Origin of the sequence: Streptomyces sp. SID11385, assembly GCF_010548245.1 — a bacterium.
Classification (GTDB): domain Bacteria; phylum Actinomycetota; class Actinomycetes; order Streptomycetales; family Streptomycetaceae; genus Streptomyces.
In genome coordinates this window covers 1-11,245 of record NZ_JAAGLR010000732.1, presented here as the reverse complement: position 1 = coordinate 11,245, position 11,245 = coordinate 1, and the positions used below count along the sequence as shown (strand labels likewise).

The 11,245-nt window shown below is 67.8% G+C and carries 10 protein-coding genes; 4 read left to right on the top strand and 6 right to left on the bottom strand.

The genetic code is table 11. From position 1 onward, the window contains the following. The 4 genes from G3I42_RS22215 to G3I42_RS22200 form a co-directional block, all read left to right on the top strand. On the top strand, positions 1 to 530 hold a 530-nt coding region (locus G3I42_RS22215), incomplete at its 5' end, for a 3-keto-5-aminohexanoate cleavage protein (RefSeq protein WP_203607156.1). Positions 531 to 629: 99 nt separating this feature from the next. After that, positions 630 to 1,661 carry a sugar ABC transporter permease gene (locus G3I42_RS22210; protein WP_164288581.1) on the top strand — a complete coding sequence of 344 codons (1,032 nt, stop codon included), beginning with the start codon at positions 630 to 632 and terminating at the stop codon, positions 1,659 to 1,661. A 74-nt stretch (positions 1,662 to 1,735) separates the two neighbouring features. Then, a complete protein-coding gene (locus tag G3I42_RS22205; protein WP_164288579.1) occupies positions 1,736 to 2,608 on the top strand; it encodes a carbohydrate ABC transporter permease in 873 nt (290 codons plus the stop codon). Further along, entirely contained in the window at positions 2,608 to 3,915 is a 1,308-nt protein-coding gene (locus tag G3I42_RS22200) for a sugar ABC transporter substrate-binding protein (RefSeq protein ID WP_164288577.1), read from the top strand. Before G3I42_RS22205 ends, G3I42_RS22200 begins: the two co-directional genes overlap by 1 nt. Before the next feature lie 78 nt (positions 3,916 to 3,993). On the opposite strand, the gene G3I42_RS37760 is transcribed toward G3I42_RS22200, so the two are convergent. The 6 genes from G3I42_RS37760 to G3I42_RS22170 form a co-directional block, all read right to left on the bottom strand. Then, positions 3,994 to 4,164: a hypothetical protein gene (locus G3I42_RS37760; RefSeq protein ID WP_239096610.1), complete on the bottom strand. Its 171-nt coding sequence runs from the start codon at positions 4,162 to 4,164 to the stop codon at positions 3,994 to 3,996. Positions 4,165 to 4,673: 509 nt separating this feature from the next. Beyond that, positions 4,674 to 4,961 carry a hypothetical protein gene (locus G3I42_RS22190; protein ID WP_164288573.1) on the bottom strand — a complete coding sequence of 96 codons (288 nt, stop codon included), beginning with the start codon at positions 4,959 to 4,961 and terminating at the stop codon, positions 4,674 to 4,676. 30 nt (positions 4,962 to 4,991) lie between these two features. Continuing rightward, positions 4,992 to 5,333 carry a hypothetical protein gene (locus G3I42_RS22185; RefSeq protein WP_164288571.1) on the bottom strand — a complete coding sequence of 114 codons (342 nt, stop codon included), beginning with the start codon at positions 5,331 to 5,333 and terminating at the stop codon, positions 4,992 to 4,994. Then, positions 5,248 to 5,541 (bottom strand): hypothetical protein, encoded by a 294-nt coding sequence (locus tag G3I42_RS22180; RefSeq protein ID WP_164288569.1) that lies wholly within the window; start codon positions 5,539 to 5,541, stop codon positions 5,248 to 5,250. Before G3I42_RS22180 ends, G3I42_RS22185 begins: the two co-directional genes overlap by 86 nt. Positions 5,542 to 6,059: 518 nt before the next feature. Further along, positions 6,060 to 6,485 (bottom strand): hypothetical protein, encoded by a 426-nt coding sequence (locus G3I42_RS22175; protein ID WP_164288567.1) that lies wholly within the window; start codon positions 6,483 to 6,485, stop codon positions 6,060 to 6,062. 14 nt (positions 6,486 to 6,499) lie between these two features. Then, positions 6,500 to 11,245 (bottom strand): RHS repeat-associated core domain-containing protein (locus G3I42_RS22170; protein WP_239096609.1); only part of this gene is annotated, 4,746 nt, incomplete at its 5' end.

Genomic DNA, 11,245 nt, shown 5'->3' with positions numbered 1-11,245 from the left:
TGCCCCCCGGCATCGCGGTCGGCGTGACGACGGGGGCGTGGGCGGAGCCGGACCCGGCGGCGCGGCTCGCGCACGTTCGGGCGTGGACGGAGCTGCCCGACCACGCCTCCGTCAACTGGCACGAGCCGCGCGCCGAGGAGCTGGCGGCGCTGCTGATGGAGCGCGGGATCGGCGTCGAGGCGGGGCTGTGGTCGGGCACCGACGGCCCGGCGCGTTTCCGCGCCTCGCCGCTCGCGCCCCGTACCCTCCGGGTTCTCGCGGAGGTGACCGACCAGGAACCGGCCTCGGCCGCCACGACGGCCCGCGTCCTCCTCGGCACCGTCCTGCCCGCGCCCGTCCCCGTCCTGCTGCACGGCGAGGACGAGGGCGCGTGGCCCGTCCTCGCGCTCGCGGCGGAACTCGGGCTCGACACCCGTACCGGCCTGGAGGACACGCTGTTCCTCCCGGACGGCACGCCCGCGCACGACAACGCGTCACTCGTACGAGTCGCGCGGGGGATCATCGCCGACGCGGCGCCGCACACGCGGTGATCGAGGGGTAGACGCCGCACCCCCCTCCTCCGCACCATGGGGATCACCCACGGGACACGGGCGTCCCGGCCGGGGCCCACGACGGGGGAAGGGGCCGGGATGACGGTGACGAGCGGTCCCGCGCCGGAACACGCGGGCGCCGAGGACGGGGCGGGGGCACGGGGCGGCGCAGGCGCACCGCGCGGCGGAGGCGCATGGCGCGGCGCGGGCGCACGGGGCGGTCCGCCGCCGAGGAGTCCGGGCGCGCGGCGCACCGCTCTCGGTCTCGACCGCGACGGCTGGTTCCTCCTCCTCCCCGCGCTGATCCCCGTCCTCGTGCTGAGCGTCGTACCGCTCCTGTACGGTCTCTCGCTCGCCTTCACCGACGCGCAGTCGGGCAGCGCGCGCGGCACGTCCCTCACGGGGCTCGACAACTTCGCTGCGCTGCGCTGGGACTCGCTCTTCTGGGACTCCTTCCGCATCGGCCTGACCTGGGCACTCGCCGTCACTGCGCTCCAGTTCGTGCTGTCGCTCGGGCTCGCGCTCCTGCTCGACCAGGACCTGCGCCTGCGCTGGCTCGCGCGCACGCTCGCCCTCGTGCCGTGGGCGATGCCCGAGGTCGTCATCGGCATCATGTGGCGGCTCGTCTACCACCCGGACGCGGGCCTGCTCAACACGACGCTGCGCGATCTGCATCTGACGAGCGGCCACACCGACTGGCTCTCGGACCTCTCGCTCGCGCTGCCCGCCGTGATCGCCGTGGGGGTGTGGGCGGGAATGCCGCAGACGACGGTGGTGCTGCTCGCGGGGCTCCAGAATGTGCCGCTCGAACTGCGCGAGGCGGCGGCGCTGGACGGGGCGGGGATGTGGCGGCGCTTCCGTACGGTGACGTGGCCGGCGCTGCGACCGGTGGCGGTCGCCATCACGGCGCTTCAGTTCATCTGGAACTTCAATTCTTTCGGCCTTGTCTATGTGCTGACCAATGGGGGACCCGGCGGAAAGACGCGCCTGCCGATGCTCTTCGCCTACGAAGAGGCGTTCCGTTACGGCCAGTTCGGCTACGCGGCGGCCATGGGTCTGGTGATGATGGCCGTGATCGCGGTGATCCTGGCCGTGTTCCTGCGCGGGCGGCTGAAGGGGGAGGACCAGTGAGCGGTTCCGTGCCGAGGGGACGGGGGGCGGAGCGTACGGGCGCTGCGGCGGGCGGGCGCGCGAGGCGTACGGGCATGGCGGCCGACGGGCGGGCCGCGGTTCCCCCGGGACGGCGTGCGCTCCGCGCCGCGGGCCGCACCGGCCAGTACCTCGCGCTCCTCTGCTACCTCGTCTTCCTCGCCTTCCCGCTCCTCTGGCTCCTGTCCACGGCGTTCAAGTCCCCGCGCGAACTCGGCTCCGTCGACCCGACGTGGCTCCCCGCGCATCCCACGCTCGCCAATTTCCGTGCCGCGTTCGACCAGCAGCCACTGCTCCGCTCGGGCCTCAACAGCCTGCTCGTGGCGGGTTCGGCCGCGCTGATCTCGGTGGCGGTCGCCGTCCCGGCCGCGTACGTCATGGTGCGGTACCGCTCGGTGCTCGGCAGGCTCGGCACGGGGTGGGTGCTCGTGAGCCAGATGTTCCCCTTCGTGCTGATCATCATCCCGCTGTTCCTGGTACTGCGGAGCGTGCGTTTGATCGATTCGCTGCCGGGTCTGATCGTCGTGTACGTCGTGTGGAACCTGCCGTTCGCGCTGTGGATGCTCCAGGGGTACGTACGGGCCGTGCCGCCCTCGCTGGAGGAGGCCGCGGCCGTGGACGGGGCCGGGCGGTGGCGGACGCTGCGCAGTGTCGTCCTGCCGTTGCTCACGCCCGGGCTGGTCGCGACTCTCATGTTCTCGTTCGTGACCGCGTGGAACGAGTTCTTCTTCGCCCTCGTCCTGCTCAAGTCCCCGGAGAAGCAGACGATGTCCGTGATCCTGACGCACTTCCTCGGGGCGGAGGGCGCGGCCGACCTCGGTCCGCTCGCCGCCGCCTCGATCCTCGCGACCCTGCCGAGCCTCCTTTTCTTCGGCTTCCTGCAACGGCGCCTGGCGAGCGGGATGCTGGGCGGGGCGGTGAAGGGCTGATGCGGCGCCGTACGGTGTTCGGTGCGGCAGCGGCCGCCGCCTCCTCCGGCCTGCTGTCCTCCTGCGGCTCGGGCGGGGACGACGGGCACCCGACCCTGGATTTCCTCTCCCTGGCCTGGCAGGCGGAGTCCGTCGCCGCGAACAAGGCGCTCGTCGCGGAGTGGAACAGGTCGCGTCCCGCCGTCCGCGTCCGGTACGTGCAGGGCTCGTGGACCAACGTCCACGACCAGTTGCTGACGTCCTTCGCCGGAGGCGCGGCGCCCGACATCATCCACGACGAGGCGAACGACCTCACCGACTTCGGGCACGGCGGCGACCTCGCGGACCTGAGCGACCTGCTCCCGGCGGACCTGCGCGCCCGTATCCCCGCCGCCTCCTGGGACACGGCCCGGATCCGCGGCGGCCTCTACGGCGTGCCGTTCCTCCAGGAGCCGCGCGTCCTGATCGCCGACCGCACGCTCCTCACCCGGGCGGGCGTCGCCCTGCCCACCCCTGAACGCCCCTGGACGTGGGACGAGTTCGAGGAAGCAGCGAAGGAGCTGACGCGGCACGAGAAGGGGCGCGAGAGCCGGTACGGCGTCGTCTGGGCGATGAAGGAGCCGGTCAACCAGACCGTCAACATGGCGGTGACGACGGGCGGGCGGATCATCCACCGCGAGGGCGACCGCACGCGGGTCCGTTTCGACGCGGCGGACTCGGCCGTCGCCGAGCTGATCCGGCGACAGGTACGGGACGAGCGCACCGCCCCGGCGAGCGGGCTCGGCATGGGCGGCGGCGACACGCTGCCCGGCTTCTTCGCGGGCCGGTACGCGATGGTCCCGCTCGGCTTCTCGTACCGTCAGCAGGTCAGCCAGCAGGCGCCGGAGGGCTTCGACTGGGTGACGCTGCCGCTGCCCGCGGGGCGCGGGGCGCCGGACGGGGGCCGCGCGCAGGGCGTGAGCCCGCAGACGCTGTCGGTCTCGCGCACGTGCCGCCACAAGGAGGCCGCCGTCGCGTTCCTGGCCTTCCTGACCCGTACCGCCTCGCTCACCCGCCTCGCGCGCGGCGACTGGCTCCTGCCCACCGGCACCGCCTCGCTGCGCGACCCGTCCCTGAACACCGAGAAGAACGGCTGGCGCACGGGCGCACGCTCCGCGACCCACCTCGTCCCCTCCCCGGCCCTCGGCGCCCGCGGCTACCCCGAGTGGATGGACAAGGTCGCGACCCCGGCCCTCCAGCAGTACTACAACGGCGCGATCACCCTCGACACCCTCCGCACCAAGCTCACCCGCGACGGCAACCGCGTCTTCGACCGGTACCGGGACTGAGAGTGCGGTATGCGGGCGGATGCCCGTTTCGCGCCCGGAGTTGAGTGAGGGCCTCTGGTCAGCGAGGCGGATGGACCGTCAGGTGTGGGACTGATCGAACAGGCCGGGCTCGGGTGCGGCGAGGACCCCCCGGGTTACCAGTCGCTTCTGCTTGGAACGGATGCCTTCGGTGTGCTTCGGGAGAATCGGCAGGTCGAGGGCCTCGCAGATGTCGCGAGCCCGCATCGGGTGGCCGGCGTCTGCGAGCACGGTGAGGATCTGCTGGTAGGCCGGATGGTCGGTGGTCGGGCGCCTCGGGGCGAGGCGGCTCCGTGTCGGCGAGCTGTGGCCGGGGGACGGCCTTCAGGGTCTTGCGGGTGATACGTGCGTGTTCGAACTCCGCGTCGAGGTCGGATGAGGTAATGGGGTTGTTGTGTGCATAGGAGTAGGCGTTCATCTGGGCCGGGTCGGTTTCGTCGAGGACGGGGTCGACGGAGAGGAAGCGGCCCAGGGTGAAGTCGTATTCGCGGGCGCCGAGGTGGACAAGTCGGTGGGTTCGTCCGTACCGCCGACAAAGCCGCAGGTATCGGGGATGGTTACGGAGTCGTGCACCGTCCTGCATCTGATGGGAAACCTGGCAGTGGTGGAGCCATCTGCTCTCAGGGCGCGTCCAACCAGTTCGACCCGGCCGATCAGCGCTCACGAGACGACAGCATGCCTCAACACCGATTGACCGTGTAGACGGCCCTTTGCTGCCGCTCATCGCCCCTGATATCCAATCAGAAACCGCGAAATGCATCATTTTTCTGCCGGTACATCTTCCCTTTCGACATGCCGATTCCCATCACTACCGCTCCGATGGCAATCACCCAGTACCAACTTGAGACAATTGCCGCAACGATGAAAAGAAATCCTATGGGCATGAACCATCGATACCATGCACCCGCAGGAAGTCTGAGGGAATCCCAAACAAGGAGTGCGCACAACGCCAGAATGACCACAGCGCCTCCAATTGGGATACCTGCAGGAGTGACGGTAAGGCTGAGCTCGATTGAATTCAAGATCATTCTCCCTATGGTCGGACGGTCGGCGGGGATTCACTTACTGGAGCCCCGGAACTGCGAACGAGTGCCGCGGTCACGGGTGGTGGTGTTGCCCGCCTTGTCGTAGCCGAAGGTGTCCTTGCGGCCGTCGTCCGCGCCACCCTTGACGGTGGCGCTCCGGACGGCGTGCGGCAGGGCCTTGCCCGGCTCGGGCTGGGTGTAGGCGGTGGTGGCCCCGCTCTGGTAACCGCCGCACCCCGCCCGAGGCGTGCGGGGCGAGGTACGGCGGCAGGTGTCGGGCTTCTTTCCGTCAGGACGCTTTGATCGCGGACCAGAGCGCTGCGACAGCCCCGGTTGCCACGGCGGCCAGGAGAGCGAGATCCGCCACGCCGGCACGGGTCCACCGGAAGTTGCAGGCGACGGGCGGTTCTCCCCCTTCCTTGCTCCCCTCCTCCGTCTTGACCCAGCGAGCAATGTGGTAGGCCGCATCCTTGCTGCTCTGGAAAATGAAGTTATCGATCATCAATCCGCCGTACGCGAACGAGCCGATACTTTTCTCGTTATCGAGGATGATTTCCAGCCCACCTCCGCTGTTGACGCCCACTTCGCTTATCCGATGCTTGGGGATCGCGGATGTGCGGAGAGAGTTTACCACAATGAGCGTATTTTCCTTGAGCAGGATTCTACATCCCAGAATCCGCCAGATGACACCGACAACCCCTAGATAGACGGGTATTCCCTGAAAGCCGACACGGAAGCCGCGCTCTTCTGCGACACTGATTATCGCGAATATCAGGACTACCCCAGACCTACCGTGAAAACCAGGCAGATGGGCTTCCAGGATCTGCGGCGCAGCACTATCTCTGCCGTATTCTCGTCCGACTCTTGGGCTTCCCTTTGTCCGCGACCCCATCTCAGCATGCGGACACCGCATAGCCCGGGCTCACGTTGCCGATGCCGCAGGAGAGTCCCGACAGGTTGACGTTCACAGCCATATTGGCGAGCGTCGCACCGAGGTCGATCCTTGGCGGTCAAAGGGGGCTGGAGCATCGGTCGGTTTCCGACGCTCCAGCCCCTTTCTCGGCGTAGTCGCCTACGCCGAGAATCTGTGATTCGAATGCCTCATGAAGAATGCTGCGCAGTTTTCGCTGCGTCCAGCAGCGCCTTTTTTACCCGGTCAGCGCGGGTGACACGCCCCAACCAGGCCGCGTAATTGGATTTTTCCACGGCGAAGGCTCTGACCTTGATGCCGTTCCGGCCGAACAGAGAGGTGCCCCCATAACCGACATCCACGCGCGTGATATCCGTCAGCATCACCTCTTCCGTCAGGCCGAAATTCCTGACAATGACACGGTCGTCGGTCAGCGTGATGCTGGTAGCGAAACTGTACAGCAGGCCAGCAACTCCTGCGGCCGCGAGGAAGACCGCGAAAACCGGCCCAGCCTTGGCCGCCCCGGTAATCACCCCGAAAACCGCGAATGCGAGAAATCCTACGCCCAAAATCACGGACGCGATCCGATTCGGCCACGCAACTTTCCAAATGGCCACGAAAGTCCCACTCCTCAACACCATTGTGGCGCGTTCATTGTTGTACCGCATCCGGCCTGTCCAAGGACGACGTTGTTGGCGTAGCCGCCCCACTGGAAAAGCCTGTCGACCTGAGGAGCGTGTTTTGGCCCTTGCATGAAACGTTGGGCGTGGCGGCCAGTGGGGAGGAACTTCCCCACCCCGTTCATAGCGCCAAAGTGAGTAAACGCCTTTCCTCCCGCCGCACCCAATCCAAGCCCTATCAGGTAGCCGCTGAGGTTAGTTTGGCCGTTTTCAAGGGCATAGCCCGCGTCGTGAGTGTACCAGTCGGCTCCGGCCTTGGCGCCCACGACGGCTATCCCAGCCATCGCACATGTTCCGAGAGTGGCAAAAACACAGACACCGAAGCCTGCTGTCTCGGCCCACCCTCGCCAATGATCCTGGGGATGAGCGAAGACGTCTCCCGTCTCCTTCAGCGCATTCCCAAAGTTCCCCTTCTTGATGGAGCCCCATATTCCATCCTCTTTACGGCGTTGTTCGTCTGCGGCTCGCTTGGCATCCGCTTTTCTATCGTCGGCGCGCTTCTTCGCCTGGGCTTGCGCCTTCGCGGCCGTCTTCTTGTTGTAGTGGAAGACCTTGTAGGTGCTGGGGCTGGCCTTGTAGGCGGCGTACTTCTTCTGGGATGCCTTGTCCTTCTTAGGGGTTTGTTTCCAGGTCCATTTCCCGTTCTTCTTGGTGTAGCCGGCGGTCATGCCACGGTCGGCTGCCCAGCGGTCGTCGTTGTAGGTGGCGCCGCCCGCGGGGCCGTCGGGGCGCAGGCCGTCGGGGTCGGCTTGGGTGATGGGGTTGTTGTGGGCGTAGGAGTAGGCGTTCATCTGGGCCGGGTCGGTTTCGTCGATGACGGGGTCGACGGAGAGGAAGCGGCCGACGGCGGGGTCGTATTCACGGGCGCCGAGGTGGACGAGTCCGGTGGGGTCGTCGGTGCCGCCGACAAAGCCGCGGGTGCCGGGGATGGTTTCGGAGTCCTCGGAGCGGGTCTGGCCGAAGGGGAGCTGTTTGCGGCGGGTGATGAGGAGGGTTCCGGCGGTGACGGCGGTCAGCGCGGTGCCCTGGTGGTCGTTGATGAGGTAGCTGAAGCCCTTGCCGGTCCGCACGGCGATGGTTTCGCCGTCGTGGGTGTAGTAGCGGGTGGCGTCCTTGACGCCGCTCGCGGTGACGGTGAGTTCGTTGCCACCGGGCAGGCTCAGGGTCGTGCTGCCGTCCGCCTGGTGCGCGAGGAGGCGTGAGCCGTCGGCGTCATAGACGTAGTCGGTGCTCTTGCCGTTCTCGGTCAAGGACTTCAGGTGCTGCTCATCGTCCCAGACGAGGGACTGTGAGCGGGTGCCGAGGTTGCGGGTGGTGGTGTTGCCCGCGTCGTCGTAGCCGAAGGTGTCCTTGCGGCCGTCGTCCGCGCCGCCCTTGACGGTGGCGGTCTGGACGGCGTGCGGCAGGGCCTTGCCCGGCTCGGGCTGGGTGTAGGTGGTGGTGGCTCCACTCTGGTGGTCGACCTGCTCGGTGCGGTTGCCCACCGCGTCGTACGTGAAGCTCTGCCAGTACGGGGAAGGGCCGCCGACCGTGGTCGACGACGGCTTGGCAGTGCAGTCCTTTGTGGCAGTCCACGCCTCGGTCAGTTGGCCGAGGGCGTCCTGGGTGTAGCACTGCGTGTCGACCGTGCGGGCCGTGTCCTGCCCGGACGCGGTCGTGAGCGAGGTGATGTTCCCCGCGTCGTCGTATGTCCACAACGAGTCGTCCACACGCTGCGGGGCGAGATCGCGGTCGGTGATCTGACGGGTGAGGCGCCCGGTCTGCTCGTCGTAGACCCGGGTGCGGTACAGCCTCTTGCCCAGTGGTCCGAATTCGAGCCGGGTTGGCCGGGCCCATGCGTCGCGTGTGGTGTCGTTGACCAGAACGAGGGAACCCGCCGTCGTCTTGAAGGGCAGGTTGCCCTCCCCGTAGACGCTGGTGACACGTTCACTGGGCAGGTTGCCGACGGCCGGCTGCTTCACCCATTCCTGCTGACCGGTGTACTTGTTGTACCCGAACGTCCAGTCGTAGGTGCCCGCGACCGCTCCCGCCTGCTCCGGGATGGTGACGGTGCTGGCGGTGGGCTGGTAGTCGTCGTTGTACGCGGTCGTCGCGCTCGTGTACTCCTGGCCGTCCACCCAGCGGGTGCTGGAGGTGGGCTGGCCCTTGGCGACCGTGTCCCACACGCGGCTGGTCAGGGTCGTGGAGCCCTTCTTGACCGATGTCTCGCGGCCGAGGGCGTCGTAGCTGGTGGTCAGTGTGACGCCGCGGGCGTCGGTGACCGTCGTGGCGCGGCCGAGCTTGTCGTAGCCGGTCGTCGTCGTGCCCTTGTCGGGGTCGTCGGTGCGGATCTCCTGGCCGCGTGCGTCGAAGGTGTGCGTCCAGGTGTTGCCCGCGGGGTCGGTGACCTTGAGCGGCTCGTCCCACTTGCCGTACGTGTACGAGGTCTTCTGCGAGGCCGTGCGGGCCGCGTTCGTGTACTCGTACAGCTCGCTCGTCCGGCCGCGCGCGTCGGTGACGGTGGTCGTCGCCTTGCCGCCCGCCGGGGGAATGACCGTCACGCGGTCTCCCGCGTACTGGGTGCGGGTGTGCCAGGTTTCGTCGCCGTACTTGCGGGAGATGGAGTCGGTGACGCGGTTCTGACCGTCGTACAGGTTCTCCGTCATGGACGGGACCTTGTTGTCCGACGTGGTGGTCAGCGTGGCCGAGGGGGCACCGTCCGCGTAGTAGGAGTCGTAGGTCTTGTACGCGTTGCCGCGGGTGTCGTAGAGCGTCTCCGTGATCAGTCGGTTCTTCGTCCCGTACGCGGGAACTTGGGTCTCGCGGCTGCGGAGCAGACCGTCGAGGATCTCGTAGGTGGTGACATAGGAGCCGTCGTACTGGAGCGACTTGGTCGCGACCGTGTTCGCGGCCGTGGCGGAGACGGTGTACGCGAACTCCTGGGCGGGCTGGGTGGCGTGGGCGCTCTTGGGCCAGGCCGGGGTCCAGGTGCGCAGGGTGCGGCCGAGGCCGTCGTACTCGGCGTCCGCGCGCTTGCCGTTGGGGTCCACAATGCCGGTGGCCAGGCCCCTGGTGGGGTCGTACTCGGTCGTGGTGGCGTGGCCGAGCGCGTTCGTCTCGACGACCTCGGTCGGCGCGGCGAGTGTCGCCGGGGTGTAGGCGGTTTTGCTCGTCTTGCCGTCCGCGTCGGTCTCGGTCAGCTCACGGCCGTGCTGGTCGTAGGTGTGGGTGGCGGTGGTGAGGTAGCCGGTGCCCTTGTCGTCCTGCTCGTCCAGGCGCGTCACGTCACCCTTGGTGGGGGCGGTGTCGAGGCTGGTGGCGCCGTCGTAGTAGTGCCGTTCGACGGATATGAGGTCCTCGGGCAGAGAGGTGGACTCGCCGCATGCCGTCGCGGTGGTCTTGATCTCCTTGACGAGGGTCAGGATGTTCGTCTCGGTGTTCTTGGCGTACGAGGTCGTGGTGCACTCCTCGTCGCCGCTCTTGGCGGTGTCGCCGAGCTCCGACTCGGTCAGCGGCTGGCCGTTGTCGTCGAAGGTCCGCTCGGTGCGCGTCGTGCGCCACTTGTCCTCGCCCAGCGAGGTGCGGGAGATCTCGGTGGCGCCGCCGGTCGCGTAGGCGTACTGCGTGGGCAGCCCGTCACGCTTGTGGCTGGAGGTGGCCGCCGAGTGCCACGGGGTGTAGCTCGTGGTGGATTCGAGGGTGCCGCCGTCCTGGCTGTAGGTGGCTTCCTCACGGGTCATGCCGGCGAAGGCCGGGTGGTCGGTGACCGAGGTTCCTTCGTGGTCGGTGACCTTGGCGTCCTTGATGCCGCGGAAGTAGCGGTACTCGGTCAGGGTCTGCTTGCCCTCGGCCGGAGCACCGGTACGGACCTGGACGCGGCCGTAGCCCTTGCGGTCGCCGTAGGTGAGCTCCTTGGCCTTCGTGAACTCGTCGGCCTCCTCCTTCGCCCAGCCCATCCCGTCCAGGTAGCTGTAGTCCGTCTCCTTGACGGGAGCGCCACCGGTGTTGTCGCTCTCCAGGATCTGGGTGACGACGTAGGAGTGGAACCAGTCAAGGTACGGCTCGTACTCCGCTCCCGGGGAATCGGGTGGCGACCAGATGACCGGGTAGCAACGCCGGGTGTTCGACTCCGGCTTCGGCATGTCACCCGGCTTGCAGTCGGGGGCCGAGTACGTGACACCGAGCGTCGAACCCGACTCCGTGTTCACCGCGTAGACGCGGTAGCGCACCAGCGGCGGTACGGGGTCGGGGCGGCCGCCGGTCGTGGCTCCCTCGACGCGGTTGGCGAGCTGCTGCCCCTTGAACGTCACCTTCGGCAGAGTAACGTCACCCGTGCCGGTGTGGCCCGTGCGCTGGATGGAGGCAAGCCAGAGCGCGGGGGACGAACCGTCCCCCGTCGAGGGGAACTGGTGGGCCAGCGCCCAGGAGTCGACCGGCTTGTAGGCGTCGCCTACGAGGACAGAGGTGTCGATCTTCGTGAGCCGCTTGCGGGTCCAGAACGACGGCGAGTACCGGTCCTTGCACTCCTCACCGCTCTTGCAGTACCGGTCGAACGGGACGTCCGGCCAGTTCTTCGCATGCGCCGAATCGAACGTGCCGCAGTCGCTCAGGCATCGCTCCGACGTCGTGAATGCGACCTTCGCCGCGGCCTTCTTGCTGTAGACCGTGTCGGAGCGCAGTCCGTAGTCGACGTGGTCGAGCCACCCGCCCCGGTCGTA

Coding starts and splice junctions, on each gene's coding strand:
- G3I42_RS22190 (WP_164288573.1), bottom strand. CDS start 4,961: ATGATCTTGAATTCAATCGAGCTCAGCCTTACCGTCACTCCTGCAGGT.
- G3I42_RS22205 (WP_164288579.1), top strand. CDS start 1,736: ATGGCGGCCGACGGGCGGGCCGCGGTTCCCCCGGGACGGCGTGCGCTC.
- G3I42_RS22210 (WP_164288581.1), top strand. CDS start 630: ATGACGGTGACGAGCGGTCCCGCGCCGGAACACGCGGGCGCCGAGGAC.
- G3I42_RS22200 (WP_164288577.1), top strand. CDS start 2,608: ATGCGGCGCCGTACGGTGTTCGGTGCGGCAGCGGCCGCCGCCTCCTCC.